The 16,266-nt window shown below is 64.7% G+C and carries 15 protein-coding genes; 12 read left to right on the top strand and 3 right to left on the bottom strand.

Annotation, left to right across the window (positions count from 1 at the left end; all coding sequences use genetic code 11):
* Positions 1-29: 29 nt before the first annotated feature.
* The 3 genes from ispE to C7446_RS11310 are packed head-to-tail and all read right to left on the bottom strand — an operon-like array spanning position 30 to position 3,306.
* Positions 30-875 (bottom strand): 4-(cytidine 5'-diphospho)-2-C-methyl-D-erythritol kinase, encoded by an 846-nt coding sequence (gene ispE / locus C7446_RS11320; protein ID WP_121173213.1) that lies wholly within the window; start codon positions 873-875, stop codon positions 30-32.
* Positions 872-1,516: a lipoprotein insertase outer membrane protein LolB gene (gene lolB, locus C7446_RS11315; protein WP_121173212.1), complete on the bottom strand. Its 645-nt coding sequence runs from the start codon at positions 1,514-1,516 to the stop codon at positions 872-874. The genes ispE and lolB overlap by 4 nt, the downstream gene beginning before the upstream one ends.
* Positions 1,513-3,306 (bottom strand): tetratricopeptide repeat protein, encoded by a 1,794-nt coding sequence (locus C7446_RS11310; RefSeq protein WP_170150067.1) that lies wholly within the window; start codon positions 3,304-3,306, stop codon positions 1,513-1,515. Before C7446_RS11310 ends, lolB begins: the two co-directional genes overlap by 4 nt.
* A gap of 317 nt (positions 3,307-3,623) precedes the next feature.
* On the opposite strand from C7446_RS11310, the gene hemA reads away from it, so the two are divergent.
* The 12 genes from hemA (at position 3,624) to C7446_RS11250 (ending at position 16,264) form a co-directional block, all read left to right on the top strand.
* Positions 3,624-4,907, top strand: a complete 1,284-nt coding sequence (gene hemA, locus C7446_RS11305; RefSeq protein ID WP_121173210.1) for a glutamyl-tRNA reductase — start codon at positions 3,624-3,626, stop codon at positions 4,905-4,907.
* Positions 4,904-6,004 (top strand): peptide chain release factor 1, encoded by a 1,101-nt coding sequence (gene prfA, locus C7446_RS11300; protein ID WP_121173209.1) that lies wholly within the window; start codon positions 4,904-4,906, stop codon positions 6,002-6,004. Before hemA ends, prfA begins: the two co-directional genes overlap by 4 nt.
* An 8-nt stretch (positions 6,005-6,012) precedes the next feature.
* On the top strand, positions 6,013-6,876 hold the full coding sequence (prmC, locus tag C7446_RS11295; RefSeq protein WP_342768370.1) for a peptide chain release factor N(5)-glutamine methyltransferase: 864 nt from the start codon (positions 6,013-6,015) through the stop codon (positions 6,874-6,876).
* Between the two features lie 25 nt (positions 6,877-6,901).
* Positions 6,902-7,414, top strand: coding sequence for an Lrp/AsnC ligand binding domain-containing protein (locus tag C7446_RS11290; protein WP_121173208.1), 513 nt, complete (start codon positions 6,902-6,904; stop codon positions 7,412-7,414).
* A gap of 30 nt (positions 7,415-7,444) precedes the next feature.
* Complete coding sequence (locus C7446_RS11285) at positions 7,445-8,218, top strand: HesA/MoeB/ThiF family protein (protein ID WP_281272352.1); 774 nt, start codon at positions 7,445-7,447, stop codon at positions 8,216-8,218.
* Positions 8,219-8,307: 89 nt separating this feature from the next.
* A complete protein-coding gene (locus tag C7446_RS11280) occupies positions 8,308-9,585 on the top strand; it encodes an NAD(P)/FAD-dependent oxidoreductase (protein ID WP_121173207.1) in 1,278 nt (425 codons plus the stop codon).
* A gap of 54 nt (positions 9,586-9,639) precedes the next feature.
* A complete protein-coding gene (locus C7446_RS11275) occupies positions 9,640-10,776 on the top strand; it encodes an ABC transporter ATP-binding protein (protein WP_121173206.1) in 1,137 nt (378 codons plus the stop codon).
* Between the two features lie 11 nt (positions 10,777-10,787).
* Positions 10,788-11,690: an ABC transporter permease gene (locus tag C7446_RS11270; RefSeq protein WP_121173205.1), complete on the top strand. Its 903-nt coding sequence runs from the start codon at positions 10,788-10,790 to the stop codon at positions 11,688-11,690.
* Positions 11,687-12,493: an ABC transporter permease gene (locus C7446_RS11265; RefSeq protein WP_121173204.1), complete on the top strand. Its 807-nt coding sequence runs from the start codon at positions 11,687-11,689 to the stop codon at positions 12,491-12,493. The genes C7446_RS11270 and C7446_RS11265 overlap by 4 nt, the downstream gene beginning before the upstream one ends.
* A gap of 52 nt (positions 12,494-12,545) precedes the next feature.
* Positions 12,546-13,622, top strand: a complete 1,077-nt coding sequence (locus C7446_RS11260) for an ABC transporter substrate-binding protein (protein ID WP_342768369.1) — start codon at positions 12,546-12,548, stop codon at positions 13,620-13,622.
* 171 nt (positions 13,623-13,793) lie between these two features.
* Complete coding sequence (locus tag C7446_RS11255) at positions 13,794-15,134, top strand: glutamine synthetase family protein (protein ID WP_245977825.1); 1,341 nt, start codon at positions 13,794-13,796, stop codon at positions 15,132-15,134.
* A gap of 68 nt (positions 15,135-15,202) precedes the next feature.
* The gene (locus tag C7446_RS11250) at positions 15,203-16,264 is read left to right on the top strand and encodes an ABC transporter substrate-binding protein (RefSeq protein ID WP_121173202.1); all 1,062 of its coding nucleotides are present in this window, start codon (positions 15,203-15,205) and stop codon (positions 16,262-16,264) included.
* Positions 16,265-16,266 lie beyond the last annotated feature (2 nt).

Here is a 16,266-nt window from a genome sequence, read left to right as displayed (position 1 = left end):
GATGGGTCATGGATAGTGTCATGACCGCTTTACTTCAGAGCGACATGAAGGGGGGAGATGTTACACCCCTGCGCCATGAATGTCTGCCATTGCGGATGCTGCCGCCCGGTTTCCTGCATGACTTCCGTGGCGGCGCTGCAATCGGGCAGCGGGCAGAACACGCAGGACCCTGTGCCCGTCATCATGGCAGCTCCGAAGTGTTTCAGCCAGTCAATGGCGACTCCCACGGATGGCTGCAGGCGACGAGCGACGGGTTCGCAATCATTGCGTCCCCCCTGCAGTGCGCGCGCCATACTAATCGAGGGGGTCTGGCGTGTCAATTCCGGGTGGTTGAAGAGCGCGCCGGTCGAGACACTGACCCCGGGGTGAACCACCACGAACCAGGGGGTATCCAGCGGCGCCGGCTGCAGGCGTTCACCGACACCTTCCCCCCAGGCAGCAAAGCCGCGCACGAACACCGGAACATCGGCGCCCAGCTCGACACCGATCGCAGCCAGCCGCTCTTCGCCGAGCTCGAGCTGCCAGAGCCGGTCGAGCGCCAGCAGGGTGGTGGCCGCATTCGAGCTGCCGCCCCCCAGACCGCCGCCCATGGGCAGCCGCTTGTCGAGCGTGATGTCGATGCCACGAGAGGGGGCGGCCAGCGCCTGCAGGCGCTGTGCGGCCCGCACGATCAGGTTGGCATCGTGGGCGACGCCGGGGATGTCGGGGATGAGCCGGATCCGGCCATCCGTTCGCGGGGTAAAATGAAGGGTGTCGCCATGGTCGAGGAACTGGAACAGCGTCTGCAGTTCGTGATAGCCATCCGCACGCCGCCCGGTGATATGCAGCATGCGGTTGAGCTTGGCCGGCGCCGGCAGGCTGAGCGGGCGACTCATGGTGACGCGGTATCGAGCTGCCACTGGTTGAGCACCAGAATGGCGTGCAGGTCACCATAATCCATGGTCAGCTTGCGCGGCAGCCAGAGCCCGTCTGCCCGCGTCCAGTCCTGATAATGGAGGGTCCAGCCATTCTGCTGCATGACGGCCGGGAAGCCGGCCCGGTCATGCTCGATGTCATGAGGGGTGTCGGGGGCAGGCAGTCCGCGCACCCAGTAGTCGAGAGCCGAGATCGGCAGCGACCAGCCCATGCGGGCCTGCATCAGGGCTTCCGGGGTTCGGGCAGTAAAGGTGCCTTCACCATTGGAGAGCGTGACGCGCTGTCCGTTGCCCTCCAGGGTGTTGCGGCCGGCCCCGAAGGGACCGCTGACCATGATCCGGTAGTGCCGGGGCGTACGTTTCCAGTCGAGATTGGCACTTTCACTGTTGTCGGGCGTGCGAATGGCCACCTTGCCGGCAATTTCCCACTGCTCCAGGGCGGTCAGTCGTTCGCGCTGGCTCTTCCAGTCGCCGGGGTGGCGATCCACGTCGGGCTGGGGCGGTTGTCCGGCGCAGCCGGCCACCAGTGCCACGAGCAGTGCGGCCGCAATCAGTCGTATCGACTGCCGGGGATGGCATGAAAGGGGCGTCGCGTGTGTCATGAGTCGGTCTTCTCGGCATCGGGAGTCGAGGGAGTGGGTGATTGCAGTCCGGGATAGCGCTGCAGTAGTCGGTCGAGCCGGGGATGGGGTGAGAACCGCTCGAGCATGCCGTCGAGCATCCGGCGCGCACGCACGGGCTGATCGGCCAGCCACAGCGCCTCGATCAGGTGGGCGCCGATCTCTTCGTCAGGCTGCGCCTGCCAGGCGCGATTCAACCAGTGCGTGGCCTTTTCATGCCGGTCGAGCCGGAACCAGGCCCATCCCAGGCTATCGAGTATTGCAGGGTTGTCGGGCTCGAGACGATGAGCGTGCCGGATCATCTGCAGGGCTTCCCGGTAGCGGTCGGTACGCTCGAGCAGGGTGTAGCCATAAGCGTTGAGGACCGTGGCGTCGTCGGGGTTGCGCTCGAGCAGGGTGGTCATGTCCCGCTCCATGGCGCTCAGACTGCCGGATTCCAGCGCCCGAACGGCACGCATGAACAGCAGGGCATCATTGTCCGGCGCGCTGGTCGTGATGGCACGATCGAGCAGCCGATCGGCGCGCTGGTGCTGCCCGGCACTGTCCAGCAGGGAGAGTTCGAGCTCCAGCAGGTCGGCATTGCTTTCCGGATAACGGCTGCGCGCCCGGTCGAGCAGGGTCAGGGCATCCTCGAAGCGCTGATGGTCCACCAGCAGGCCGGCCGCTCGGGCCCGGGCGCCGAGGAATCGGTTGCCGGGCGGTACTCGGCTGTAGAGTGAAACGGCGCGGTCGATCCGTGCCTGGCGCTCGGCGGTCATGGCGGCGAGCAGCAGGGCTTCGGCCGGCGGATCCTTCCGGGCGACCAGGGGGGCCAGCAGGCGCTCGGCCTGGGCCTCGGCGTGATGATTCAGATAGAGCTGTGCCAGTGACAGGCGCAGCTCGCTGCTTTCCGGCATGCGGGTCAGCAGACGGTCGAACTGGCGTTCGGCCCGGTCCGGCTGGCCGAGGGCGAGATGGGCCTGCGCCATGGCCAGCAGGAAACGATTGTCATCGGGGGCCAGCCGATGACCGTATTGCGCGGCCTCCAGCCCTTCCCGGAAACGGTGGCGTTCCATGGCGATCTGGCTGCGGGCCAGCCACAGTGACGGATGTTCGGCAAAACGCCCGGCGACGCGCTCGAGCGTGCGGTCGGCCGCCCGGAAATCCTCCGTTTCGGCCTGCAGCAGGGCCATTGCGATCAGCGCATTCGGTCGGCCGGGGTACGTTTCGGCATGCGCCTTGAGCTGTTCGATCAGGGCGGGAATGTTCGCGCCGGCTGCGGCAGCCTCCTGCACGAAGGTTTCCAGCTCGGCCCGTGCGTTGCGAGCGTCAATGGCCAGCAGCTGGGTCAGCGCCTGCTGCCACATGCCATGGGCAGCCGCCTGCTCCGCCAGCAGCTGGCGCGGCTCCTCGGCAGCGGGAGAGAGTCGACTCCACAGCAGCGCGGACCGGTTCAGCAGCTCATCATCACTGGCCAGACGGGCCGCCAGTGCCGCCCGACGGGCCAGCTCCGGTGACCGATAGCGCTCGCCCTGGGAGAGATAGCCGCGCGCCGCCCGGGTGAAATCACCCCGCTGGCCGGCGAATTCGGCCTCGAGCAGGGCGGTGAGTCCCCGGGCATCCAGCCCTTCGGTGATGGCCGGTGCCTGCGCCAGCAGGTCATCGCTCGCAGGGCGGTCCGTTGACGGGGCCGACTGGCAACCGGCCAGTGCGCCCGCGGCCAGCAGAATCGCCGCCATAAAAAAGAACAATGAGCGTGGGCGCATGCCATCCTCTTCAATACGGGCAGACATCAGCATAACGCCTGATCCGAGCGGGGCAACAGCACCCCATGACAGAAACGGTTATGTTAGAATGTCGAGCAGTAATCCGCGAGGGTGAACTCCTGATCAGTGCGTAATTGCATCCCGACATCGAGTTCGATCGTCTTTCCGGCCTGACCGACCAGCGAAAGACGCGTTTCCCTGTTGGCCGTTGCGTCTGCTTCGCCTTCGCGGCAGAGGACCTGACAGGCACTGGTGTCACACCACGGCAATAATCATGGTGCGGGCGCCGGGTGTCGGCGTTCTCCGAAAAAATTTCGGATACACGTTTCTGACACGGAATCACGATGCTTCTTGTACTCGGCATCAATCATACTACCGCCGAAATCGCCGTACGTGAGCAGGTAGCCTTTGGTCCGTCCCAGCTCGGGGTGGCGCTTGATGAGTTGCGTACCCTGCCGGGCATGCACGAGGCTTCGATCCTTTCCACCTGCAACCGTACCGAACTCTACTGTGCCCTGCAGGATGGCAGCGAGCAGACCATTCTGGACTGGCTGGCCCGCTTTCACCGGCTGCCCGTCGAGGCCCTGCAGGCGTGCACCTATTACTATCGCGAGGGCGAGGCCGCCCGCCACATGATGCGGGTGGCCTGCGGGCTGGATTCGATGGTGCTGGGCGAGCCCCAGATCCTCGGCCAGCTCAAGGAGGCCTATCACGGTGCGCGCGAGCATGGCAGCCTGGGCAGCGAGCTCGAGCGCCTCTATCAGCATACCTTTGCGGTGGCCAAGCAGGTGCGCAGCGAAACCGGCATCGGCGAGAATCCGGTATCGGTGGCCTATGCGGCGGTCAATCTGGCCGGTCGTATCTTCGATGATATCCGGCGCTCCCGGGCACTGCTGATCGGCGCCGGCGAGACCATCGAGCTGGTGGCGCGCCATCTGAAAAAGGCCGGCATCCAGGGCATCATCGTGGCCAATCGGACCCGCGAACGTGCCCAGGCGCTGGCCGACGAGATCGATGGCGTGGCGATCGGGCTCGATGAGCTGCAGTCGGCGCTGGTCTGTGCCGATGTGGTGATCTCCTCGACCGGCAGCCCGATGCCGATGCTGGGCAAGGGCATGGTTGAAACCGCCCTCAAGGCTCGCAAGCATCGTCCCATCTTCATGGTCGACATCGCCGTGCCGCGCGATATCGAGCCCCAGGTCGGCGAGCTGGATGACATCTTTCTGTACACCATCGACGACCTCCACGAGGTGATCAGCGAAAACCGTCGCTCCCGCGAGAGCGCGGCCGCCCAGGCCGAGGAGATCATCGTCTCCAATGTCTCGGCCTGGCAGCATGAGCGGCGTATTCGCGGGGCCGGTGATCTGATTCGCCGTCACCGTCAGCAGGCCGAAAGCGTGCGCGAGGCCGCGGAAGCCCAGGCACTCTCCCAGCTTGCCCAGGGGCAGGATCCGGAGGCGGTGATCCGGCGGCTTTCGCAGCAGCTCACCAATCGGCTGCTGCACGGTACCACCCTGCGCCTGCGCGAGGCCTCCGGCGCCCAGCGAGAGGATCTGATCGCTGCCGCCGAGGAGCTGCTGCTCGATGCGCCCGCGCCGGCATTCGAACCCGAGCGTACCCCATCATGAAGACATCGCTGCGGCAGAAGCTCGACGGTTTCCGGGAGCGTTTCGAAGAGCTGGCAGCACTGCTCTCCGAGCCCGATGTGATCGGGGACCAGAAGCGCTTTCGCGATTATTCGCGCGAATATGCCGATCTCGAGGCGCTGGTCGAGAGCTGGGATCGCTATCGCCGGGTCGAGGCCGATCGCGATACCGCCGAACAGATGCGTCACGATGGCGATCCCGACATGCGGGCCATGGCCGAGGAGGAGCTTGCCGAGGCGGAGGCTGCGCTGGAACGCCTCGACGGCGAGCTCAAGCGGCTGCTGGTACCGAAGGATCCCGACGACTCGCGCAGTGTCTTTCTCGAGATTCGTGCCGGGACCGGGGGCGACGAGGCGGCACTGTTTGCCGGTGACCTGTTTCGCATGTACACCCGTTACGCCGAAGCACTGGGCTGGCGAATCGAGACCATCAGTGCCAGCCATGGCGAGCATGGCGGTTTTCGGGAGATCATCGCCCGGGTCGCCGGCAGCGGGGTTTACGGGCGGCTCAAGTTCGAGTCCGGGGTGCATCGGGTCCAGCGGGTGCCGGCCACCGAATCCCAGGGCCGCATTCATACCTCGGCCTGTACCGTCGCCATCCTGCCCGAGGCCGATGAGGTCGGCGAGGTCGAGCTCGACAGCAATGATCTGCGCGTGGATACCTTTCGGGCCAGCGGGGCCGGCGGGCAGCACGTCAACACTACCGATTCGGCGATTCGCATCACCCATCTGCCCACCGGGCTGGTGGTGGAGTGCCAGGATGAGCGCAGTCAGCACAAGAATCGTGCCCGGGCGATGGCGTTTCTGGCCGCACGCCTCAAGCAGATGGCGGTGGACAGCCAGCGTCAGCAGCAGGCCGATGCCCGCCGCTCGCTGGTGGGCTCGGGTGATCGCAGCGAACGCATCCGGACCTACAATTTTCCGCAGGGGCGGGTGACCGACCATCGCATCAACCTGACCCTCTACAAGCTTTCCGAGGTCATGACCGGTGCGCTCGATGATGTCATTGATCCGCTGGTACACGAATACCAGGCCGAGCAGCTGGCAGCGCTCTCCTCGGCCGAAGCCACCACGGCCTGAATGCGGCGATGATGGCCATTGACCACTGGCTGGCCCGGGCCGCCGCGCGGCTCGGCGCGGTCAGCGAAACCCCGCGACTGGACGCCGAGCTGCTGCTCGCCCATGCCTGCAGACAGAGCCGTACCTGGCTCTATACGTGGGGTGATCGCCCGCTTGCGGCGGATCAGCAGGAGCGCTTCGAGACCCTTTTACAGGCGCGCCAGGCAGGCGAGCCGGTGGCCTATCTGCTCGGCCGGCGCGAGTTCTTCGGCCTCGAGCTGGAACTGACCCCTGCCGCGCTGATTCCCCGTCCGGATACCGAGCTGCTGGTCGAGCAGGCGCTGGCGCTGATGCCTGCCGATCACGGTGGGCAAGTGCTGGATCTGGGCACCGGTAGCGGGGCCATTGCGCTGGCGCTGGCGACTGCCCGAGCCGACTGGCAGTGCACCGGGGTGGATCTGAGTGTCGCCGCCCTCGAGCTGGCCGCACGCAATGCGCGGCGACTCGGCGCAGCCAACGTACGCTTTCTGCAGAGTGACTACTTTGAGGCGCTGACCGGCGAGCGCTACGGTATCATTGTCTCCAACCCGCCCTATCTGAGCGACAGTGACCCGCACCTCGGGCAGGGCGATCTGCGTTTCGAGCCGCGTTCGGCACTGGTGGCCGGGGATAACGGCCTGGCGGATCTGGCACGCCTGATCCGCCAGGCGCCCGGTTACCTGCAGGCCGGCGGCCATCTGCTGCTGGAGCACGGCATGGCGCAGGGCGCCGGGGTAAGAGCGCTGTTCAGGCAGGCAGGGTATGACATGATCGCAACCCATGAAGATCTGGGTGGGCGCCCCCGGGTCACCCTGGGGCGTTATCGACCCGTGGATGAGGTGAGTCAACGATGACCGGCCGAAAGGCGGAGAGATCAGCATGACCGGCAAGCAGCGTGCCAGAACCCTGGACCGTATCGATCTCAATATCCTGCGCTGTCTGCAGGAGAATGCCCGCATCTCCTATGTGGATCTTGCCGCTCAGGTAGGCCTGTCGACCACCCCCTGTCTCGAGCGGGTGCGCCGGCTCGAGCGCACCGGGGTGATTCGCGGCTATCGGGCGCTGCTCGATCCCGGCGCGCTGCGCTCCAACCTGATGGTCTTCATCGAGATCAGTCTCGAGAATCAGTCACCGACCGCCTTTGATGAGTTTCGTCAGGCGGTACTGCAGCTGCCCCAGGTACGCGAGTGCCACCTGGTCTCGGGCCAGTTCGACTACATCCTCAAGTGTCGTATTCCCGAAATGTCGGCCTATCGTCAGCTGCTGGGAGATGTCGTGCTGCGGCTGCCCGGGGTCAAGGAGTCGAAGAGCTATGTGGTCATGGAAGAGGTCAAGGAGGATTTCACGCTGCATGTGCCCGATATCGACGAATTCACCGATAGTGAGCCCTGAGTACCGTCTCCGGGTTCGGGAGCAACGTCCGTGACTACCTCGCTCAACGATGACCAGCTGCTGCGCTACAGTCGGCAGATCATGCTGCTGGAGCTGGACTATGAGGGGCAGCTGCGTCTGCAGCAGAGCCACGCCCTGATCATTGGTCTGGGTGGGCTGGGCTCGCCGGTAGCGCTCTATCTGGCGGCCGCCGGGGTGGGCGAGCTGACGCTGGCGGATCATGATCGGGTCGATCTCTCCAATCTGCAGCGACAGATTGCCCATGGGGAAGCCGACATCGATACCCCCAAGGCGGTCTCGGCCGCGCAGCGTATCGATGCCATCAACAGCGACTGTCGCACCCGGGTGATCGAGTCCCGGCTGGTCGATCATGCCCTTCATGAAGCGGTGGCGGCCGCCGATGTGGTGCTCGACTGTACCGATCGCTTCTCCAGCCGTTTTGCCATCAATCGGGCCTGCGTGGCCACGCGTACGCCACTGGTGTCCGGAGCGGCCATTCGCTTCTCCGGGCAGCTGGCGGTGTTCGATCTGCGCGACGACAGCGCGCCCTGTTACGCTTGCCTTTATGGTGAAGAAGGGGGCGACGATGACGAACTGCGCTGCGCCGAGAATGGCGTGATTGCCCCGCTGGTAGGCGTGATCGGGGCGTTTCAGGCGCTCGAGGCGCTCAAGCTGCTGGGCCGCGTGGGCCGGCCCCCGGCCGGGCTGGCAACGCTGGATGGGTTGCAGGGCGAGTGGCGCCGCTTCGGGGTCCGGCGTGATCCCGGCTGCCCGGTCTGTGCCGGGCGGCCGCCCGGCGAATGATCGCTCGAGTGCCGTGGCAACGGCATCGAACATGACGGGGCAGCGCCGGACCATGCAGGCGAATGGTCGCAGGGCAGGTGGAGAGTGGCATGACGTCAGTGGAAGACAGCTACTACCGTGACACCATGACCGTGGCACCCCGGGCGCAGGCACCGCTGGCCGGCGAGCGCCGGGTGGATGTCTGCGTGATCGGTGGCGGGGTGACCGGCTGCTCCACGGCGCTTCACCTGGCCGAGCGCGGCTATCGGGTGGCGCTGCTGGAAGCCGGTCCGATCGGCTTCGGCGCCTCGGGGCGCAGCGGCGGCCAGATCCTGCCCGGGCTGGGCACCGACATGCGCACCGTCGAGAAGCAGCTCGGCTTCGAGGATGCCCGCGCCATCTGGGAGCTCAGCCGCGAAGCCGTCTCCCTGACCGCCGAGCTGATCGAGCGGCACGCCATCCCCTGCGATTTTACCCGGGGCTATCTGCATGCCGCCCTCCGGCCTCGCCATGTGCGTGAAATGCGTGCCTGGCAGGCGACCATGGCCCAGCGCTATGACTACCATGCGCTCGAATGGCTCGAGCCGGAGCGTTTTCGCCAGCGGGTGGTGTCCGAGGCCTATCTGGGGGGACTGGATGATGCCGAGGGCGCGCACCTGCATCCGCTCAATTACACCCTGGGACTGGCTCGGGCGGCCGAGCGCCAGGGGGCCGAGCTCTATCCCTTCAGCCGGGTGACCTCGCTCGAGCCCGGTGCACCGGCGAGGGCAGTGACAGAACAGGGTGTGGTGCGGGCCGACCACGTGGTGGTCGCTGCCAACGCCTATCTCGGTCGCCTGCTGCCCGAGCTCGAGAGTCGCATCATGCCGGTGGCCAACTACATCATTGCCACCGAGCCGCTGAGCGAGGCGCAGGCCGCTCAGCTGCTGCCCTGCAACGATGCGGTGTCCGATGCCAATTTTGTCCTCGATTACTACCGGCTCTCGGCGGATCGGCGGTTGCTGTACGGGGGCCAGGTCAGCTATACCGGGCGCGAACCGCGAGGGTTGCGACGGCGCATGGAGCTGAAGATGGCGCAGCTGTTTCCGGTGCTGCGCCATGTCGGTATCGACTATCGCTGGGGCGGTTCGGTGGCGATTACCCGCAATCGTGCACCACATTTCGGCAGACTGCATGACAATATCCTGTTCGTGCAGGGCTATTCGGGCCATGGCATGGCACTGGCCGGGCTGTCGGGTAAACTGTTGGCCGAAGCCGTGGCCGGTCAGGCCGAGCGCTTTGATCTGTTTGCACGCTTGAGGCACGCTCGCTTTCCCGGCGGGGCGTATTTGCGTACGCCGCTGCTGGTGATGGCAACCTCGCTGCTGAAACTGCGTGATCAACTGTGATGGGTGGCAGAGCCTGTCGTCGCGTGATGAACAATGAGCCCGGGAGACGCACACATGACGCAGACCACTGCACAGGCGGATAGCCCCGATACCCGTGGCACCAGTACGACGCCGGAGTATGCCGCCCCGGATGCGGTGCCGCGCGATGCGTCCTCGATTTCGCTGCGCCGGCTCAGGAAGAGCTTTGGCGCCGACGCCGTGGCCCTGGATGGCGTGGATCTCGATATTCGGCCGGGCGAGTTCTTCACCCTGCTGGGGCCGTCAGGCTGTGGCAAGACCACGCTGCTGCGGCTGCTGGCGGGGCTGGAGCTTGCCGATGACGGGCATGTCGAAATCGGGGGCCGGGATGTGACCGAGGTGCCGCCGCACAAGCGCAGCGTCAATACGGTCTTTCAGTCCTATGCGCTGTTCACGCACCTGTCGGTGCGCGACAATATTGCCTTCGGACTCAGGATGCGCGGTGTGGGCGGCAGTGAGCGTCAGCGGCGGGTCAGCGAGATTGCCGATTTCATCAAGCTCGGTGGCCTGATCGATCGCCGGGTCGATCAGCTCAGCGGTGGCCAGCGCCAGCGTATCGCGCTGGCCCGGGCGCTGGTCTGCGAACCCGATGTGCTGCTGCTCGATGAGCCGCTGTCGGCGCTCGATGCCGGTCTGCGCAGCCAGCTGCAGGTCGAACTGCAGCGTATCCAGAAGCGTCTGGGCATGACCTTCGTGTTCGTCACCCACGATCAGCAGGAGGCGATGGTGATGTCCGATCGCATCGCCGTACTCAATGACGGTCGCATTCAGCAGATCGGTACGCCCCGCGAGATCTACGAGAAGCCCGTCAATCGTTTCGTGGCCTCTTTCATGGGCCATGAGAACCTGTTCGATATCGAGTCCCGCGAGGGTGATTGCATCGATACCGCTGCACTGGGACGCCTGAAGGTCGAAACGCCGCCCCATGGCGAGCTGGTCATGATCCGCCCCGAAGCCCTGGAATTGGGCAGCGAGGTCTCTTCGGAATTCAATCGTTTCGAGGGCGAGGTCCGCGAGTTCTTCTACCGGGGCAGCCACATCGAGTACCGGCTGGAGGTCAATGGCATGCGCATGAAGGCGCTGAGCAGCAACCAGGGTCAGCGCCTGTTCCGGATCGGGGATCGGGTGCCGATGTGCGTCTGGCCGGAAGATCTGGTCACCCTGGCGCGCTGAAGGAGAGGCCGATGTCATCGGGAGTGCCCCGTGCCCTGCGCGAGACGCGCCATCTGCTGTGGACCACGCTGCCGGCTGCGCTGTGGATCGTGATCTTTCTGATCCTGCCGAGTCTCTATCTGGTCTCCATGGCATTCATGACCAACGGCCCCTACGGTCAGCCGCAGCTGCCGCTGTCGCTGGAGGCCTTCCATCAGCTGGCCGGGTTCGGCTTTCTGGGGTGGAGTCCCGGCAATCTCTATACACTGCTGCGCTCGCTGTGGCAGACCGTGCTCTCCACCACGATGGTGGTGGTGCTGGCCTATCCGCTGGCCTACTACATCACCACCTGTCGACAGAAGTGGCGACCGATCATGCTGCTGGCGGTGGTGGTGCCGTCCTGGACCAATCAGGTGATTCGTGCCTTCGGCTGGATGAACCTGCTGGCGCCGGATACCTGGCTCTCCGAGCTGGCCGTTCGGCTGGGCTTCATTCCCGAGCACCTGGGGCTGTTTCCCTCCTCGTTCGCGGTGACCCTGGGGCTGATCTACAACTTCCTGCCCTTCATGGTGCTGCCCCTGTATGCGGCGTTCGAAAAGCTCGACATGTCGCTTTTGGAAGCAGCACGCGATCTTTACGCCTCTCCGGTGCGGGCCTTTCTGGCGGCGGTCGTGCCGCAGACCCTGCCGGGGCTGCTGGCGGGCATCGTGCTGGTGGCGATTCCCGCCTTCGGCATGTATGTGATTCCCGAACTGCTGGGCGGTGGACGCTCGATGATGATCGGCAATCTGGTGGCCGCCCAGTTCGCCGAAGGCTCCAACTGGCCGCTGGGTGCGGCGGGTTCGATCCTGATGCTGATTGCCACGCTGGTGGGCATCGTGCTGCTGCGCCGGCTGGGGCGCCGCTTCGGTGGCGGCGAGGAGGTCGTGATATGAGGGGCGGAAGCATGCGGCGGTCGCTGGCCGTGGTGTGGTGGGTGGTGATGGTCTTTCTCTACCTGCCGCTGGGCGTGGTGGTGCTGTACTCCTTCAACTCGGTCAACAGCGCGGCGACCTTTGCGCACTTCTCCCTGCGCTGGTATCACAGGCTCTTCAGCAACCCGCAGATCATCGAGGCCTTCTGGCACAGTCTCCTGCTGGCACTGATCTCCTCGATGATTGCCGTGGTGCTGGGCACCCTGATCGGCTATGGCATGTATCGCCATCGCGGACGCCGGCTGGGCTGGCTCATTGCGCTGATCTACCTGCCGATCGTGATGCCGGATATCGTCTTCGGTATCTCCGAAATGACCTTTTTCGTGCGCTTCAACCAGCTGACGGGGCTGCTCGGTCCGGGGCTCGGGACCATGATCATCGCGCATGTCACCTTCGAGATCCCGTTCGTGGCACTGATCGTCTATTCACGCTTCGTGGGCATGGACGCAACCCTGTTCGAAGCCAGCAAGGACCTCTACGCGGGCCCGGTCAGGCGGGTCTGCCATTTCATCATTCCGGCCATCAAGCCGGCGCTGATCTCGGCATTCTTCCTCTCCTTCACGCTCTCGATCGATGACTTCGTGATCAGCTTCTTCACTTCGGGGCCGGAGAGTACCACGCTGCCGATCTATATCTGGGGCGCCATCCGCAAGGGGGTCTCGCCGGAGATCAACGCCATTGCGACCCTGATGATCGGAGCCGTGGCCATTGCGGCGCTGCTGAGTCTGGCGCTGTCGAGACGCCGTTCGGCTTCCCGGCAGTAACGATGTCATGAAGCCCTCTACACCAATACCGACAGGCAGGGAGATGATTCAGATGGGAATGGCCAACATGCGCAATGCCGTGCTGCTGACGCTGGGTCTCGGCAGTGCGCTGGCTGCCGGCACCACTCCGGCGGCAGAGCAGAAGCTGTATCTGTTCAACTGGACCCAGTACATGGATCCGGAAATCATCAGCGAATTCGAGCAGCGCCATGATGTCGATGTGGTGCAGAGCTACTTCGGCTCTCTGGCGGAGATGTATGCCAAGCTGCAGGCCGGTGGCGACAGCCAGTACGATGTCATCGTGCCCTCGAACTATTTCATCCCGCGGCTGATCGACTCCGGGCTGGTGCAGAAGCTCGACAGGTCGCAGATCCCCAACCTCGATCATGTCATGTCGCGCTTCCAGAACCCGGCCTACGACCCGCAGGCGCAGTATTCCGTGCCCTATCAGTGGGGGACCACCGGCATCGTCTATAATACCGAGACCTTTCCCGATGCGCCGCAGAGCTGGTCGCTGCTGTTCGATCCCGACGTCAACGCGTCACAGCCGTTCTCGATGATGACGGATGGCCAGGTCATGCTGGGTGCGGCCTGCGCATGGCAGGGCAATGACTACAACTGTGCCAATCGGGAGGCCTGGGTAGAGGCCGCGAAACTGCTGCTCGATACCAAGGGACGGCGCAACTTTACCGGCTTTGTCGATGGTACTCCGGTACTGCAGCAGCTCGAGCGCGGGGTCTCCCAGGTGGGGCTGACCTATAACGGTGATTACCTGCTGAACCGGTCGGAAAATCCCGAGGCGTATGAGCATCTGGATTTCATGCTGCCGAAGGAGGGCTCGGAGCTCTGGGTCGATGCGATGATGATCCCGGCCCGGGCGCCGCACCCCGAGCTGGCGCACGAGTTCATCAACTTCATTCTGGAGGCGCAGATCGGCGCCCGGCTGTCGAACTACAATCGCTATTCGACCCCCAACAAAGCGGCGGTACCCTATCTCGATGAAGAGCTGCAGGGCCCGCCGGCACAGCCGAGCAAGGAGCAGATGGCGCGGCTGCAGTTCACCCCGAGTCTCGACGGGCAGCAGCTGCAGACCTTCCAGCAGCTCTGGAACGAGGTGAAATCCCGCTGATCCATGCCAGCGCCCCGGCCATTGCCGGGGCGCTGGCATGAGCGGTCGAAGGACCGGGAAACTGCGGCAGTGCCGCATGAGGGCGCCGCGCCGACCGGGCGCTCCCGGGTCCTTGTCATCGCAATACCAGTATCAGGAGCCGTTATGGCGGTGGAGCGCAGGGGCGTTGACATGAATGCCTGGTTCGAGGAACACGGCATTACCGAAGTGGAGTGTCTGGTCAGTGACCTGACCGGCATTCTCAAGGGCAAGATCATGCCGGCCGGCAAGTATCTGCATGGTGGCCGGCCGCGACTGCCGGATTCCATCTTCATCCAGACCGTGACCGGCGGCTACCCGGATGATGATGAGCTGCGCTTCTGGAATCCGGCCGAGCTCGACATGCAGCTGGTGGCCGATCAGGCGGCGGTCTATCCGGTGCCGTGGGCGGAGGATTCGACGGCGCAGATCATCCACGACTGCTACTACATGAACGGCGAGCCGGTCGAGGTGGCGCCGCGTTACGTGCTCAAGCGCGTGCTCGAACTCTACGCAGCGCGAGGCTGGCGGGTGGTGGTGGCCCCCGAGGTGGAGTTCTACCTGGTCAAGACCAACGTCGATTCGGACTACCCGCTCGAGCCCCCGGTCGGGCGCTCGGGACGTCAGGAGAGCGGGCGTCAGTCCTACAGCATCGACGCCGTCAACGAGTTCGATCCCGTCTTCGAGGAGATGTACGACTTCTGCGAAGCCGAGCAGCTCGATATCGACACCCTGATCCACGAAGAGGGTGCCGGTCAGATGGAGGTCAACTTCCAGCACGGCGATCCGCTGGCGCTGGCCGATCAGGTGGTCATCTTCAAGCGAACCCTGCGCGAGACGGCTCTGCGCCACGGCATGTATGCCACCTTCATGGCCAAGCCGATGGCCAACGAGCCCGGCAGTGCCATGCACATTCATCAGAGCCTGTGGGACAGCGAGGGCAGGCGCAACCTGTTTGCCGACGAGAACGGTGATCCCAGCAAGCTGTTTTTGAACTACGTGGGCGGGTTGCAGCAGTACATGCCCGCGGCGATGCCGTTCTTCGCCCCCAACATCAACTCCTATCGTCGTCTGATGCCGAGCGATACCAGCGGTTCGGCACCGGTCAACGTCGAGTGGGGATTCGACAATCGCACCGCAGGCCTGCGGGTGCCGGTGGGCTCGGCGCAGAACATGCGGGTGGAAAACCGGTTGCCCGGGGCCGATGCCAACCCCTATCTGGTGATGGCGGCCTCGCTGGCCTGTGGCTATCTCGGCATGATGACCCGGATCGACGCCCGACCGCCGCTGTCCGGGTCGGCATGGGCCTCGGGCTTCACCCTGCCCAACGACGTGGGGCCGGCGCTGTCGCTGCTGAGCGAATGCGAGGCATTGGCCGACGTGCTGGGCGAGCGTTTCGTCAAGAGCTACCTGGCCGTCAAGCGCGCCGAGCACCAGGCGTACTTCCGGGTGATCAGCTCGTGGGAGCGGGAGCATCTGCTGCTGCGGGTCTAGCGGCCAGCTGTTCGGATGACAACAACATTCAGGGGAGACGTCCCGTAACGGGGCGCGGGGAGGGCAGCATGCAGTTTCCGTCAGTCCGCTGGCTCCTGGCCGCAGCGCTGCTGGCCGGCAGTGCCATGGCACAGGCCGCCGACAGGCTCTATCTGTTCAACTGGGCCGATTACATGCCGCCCGGGGTCATTCATGACTTCGAGCAGCAGTACGACGTGAATGTCGTGCAGAGCTACTACAACTCCAATGCCGAGATGCTGGCCAAGCTGCGCGCCGGCGGGGACCGTCAGTATGATGTGGTCTTTCCCACCGATTATTTCGTGGCCCGGCTGGTGCAGGCCGATCTGCTGCAGCCGCTGGGGAAGAAGGTGACCGGGCGTGATCATCTCTTCCCCGAGTTCCGGGCGCCATCCTACGACCCCGAGGGGCGCTACAGCGTACCCTATCAGTGGGGCGATACCGGGATTGTCTATAATACCGAAACCCTCCCGAACCTGCCGCACAGCTGGGATGCGCTCTATGACCCCGAGCTCAATGCCGAGCAGCCCTTCGCGCTGCTCAAGGGCGATGGTCAGTTTACCCTGGGCACGATCTGTGCCTGGCAGGGCCACGGTTTCGATTGCCATGATCGCAAGCAGTGGGTCGCGGCTGCGAAGGCGGCCCGGTCGACCATGAACCGGCCCAATTTCAGTGGCTTCGTCAATGGACTGGCGGCGATCGATCAGGTGGCCCGGGGTGTGATCCAGGTCGGCATCGCCTATAACGGTGATTACGTCAACAAGCGGGCCACGGGGGGTGAAGCCTATCGGAAGGTGGGTTTCTTCGTGCCTGAAGAGGGCTCCCAGCGCTGGGTGGACAGCATGGTGATCCCGAAGCATGCGCCTCACCCCGAGCTGGCCCGGCAGTTCATCAGCTACATGCTCAGGCCGGAAGTGGCCGCCCGGATTTCGAATTTTACCGGCTACACCACGCCCAACCGGGATGCCTTGCCACGGCTGGAGCCCCGTCTGCGCCAGCCTCCGGCCCTGCCGGATGAGAAGACCCGGCAGCGGCTGAGCGTGACGCCGGCACTCTCCGGAGAGGATCTGCAGTTCATTCAGCAGCTCTGGACCGAAGTGCGCAGCCGTTAGTC

Source organism: Kushneria sinocarnis, from assembly GCF_003633775.1.
GTDB lineage: Bacteria > Pseudomonadota > Gammaproteobacteria > Pseudomonadales > Halomonadaceae > Kushneria > Kushneria sinocarnis.
This window is presented reverse-complemented; position numbering and strand designations above follow the sequence as displayed.

What these genes read in the sequence shown, in the direction of transcription:
- hemA (WP_121173210.1), top strand. Translation starts at nt 3,624, where the DNA reads ATGCTTCTTGTACTCGGCATCAATCATACTACCGCCGAAATCGCCGTA.
- C7446_RS11280 (WP_121173207.1), top strand. Translation starts at nt 8,308, where the DNA reads ATGACGTCAGTGGAAGACAGCTACTACCGTGACACCATGACCGTGGCA.
- C7446_RS11270 (WP_121173205.1), top strand. Translation starts at nt 10,788, where the DNA reads ATGTCATCGGGAGTGCCCCGTGCCCTGCGCGAGACGCGCCATCTGCTG.
- C7446_RS11250 (WP_121173202.1), top strand. Translation starts at nt 15,203, where the DNA reads ATGCAGTTTCCGTCAGTCCGCTGGCTCCTGGCCGCAGCGCTGCTGGCC.
- C7446_RS11265 (WP_121173204.1), top strand. Translation starts at nt 11,687, where the DNA reads ATGAGGGGCGGAAGCATGCGGCGGTCGCTGGCCGTGGTGTGGTGGGTG.
- C7446_RS11310 (WP_170150067.1), bottom strand. Translation starts at nt 3,306, where the DNA reads ATGTCTGCCCGTATTGAAGAGGATGGCATGCGCCCACGCTCATTGTTC.
- prmC (WP_342768370.1), top strand. Translation starts at nt 6,013, where the DNA reads ATGATGGCCATTGACCACTGGCTGGCCCGGGCCGCCGCGCGGCTCGGC.
- C7446_RS11275 (WP_121173206.1), top strand. Translation starts at nt 9,640, where the DNA reads ATGACGCAGACCACTGCACAGGCGGATAGCCCCGATACCCGTGGCACC.
- prfA (WP_121173209.1), top strand. Translation starts at nt 4,904, where the DNA reads ATGAAGACATCGCTGCGGCAGAAGCTCGACGGTTTCCGGGAGCGTTTC.
- lolB (WP_121173212.1), bottom strand. Translation starts at nt 1,516, where the DNA reads ATGACACACGCGACGCCCCTTTCATGCCATCCCCGGCAGTCGATACGA.
- C7446_RS11255 (WP_245977825.1), top strand. Translation starts at nt 13,794, where the DNA reads ATGAATGCCTGGTTCGAGGAACACGGCATTACCGAAGTGGAGTGTCTG.
- C7446_RS11260 (WP_342768369.1), top strand. Translation starts at nt 12,546, where the DNA reads ATGGGAATGGCCAACATGCGCAATGCCGTGCTGCTGACGCTGGGTCTC.
- C7446_RS11290 (WP_121173208.1), top strand. Translation starts at nt 6,902, where the DNA reads ATGACCGGCAAGCAGCGTGCCAGAACCCTGGACCGTATCGATCTCAAT.
- ispE (WP_121173213.1), bottom strand. Translation starts at nt 875, where the DNA reads ATGAGTCGCCCGCTCAGCCTGCCGGCGCCGGCCAAGCTCAACCGCATG.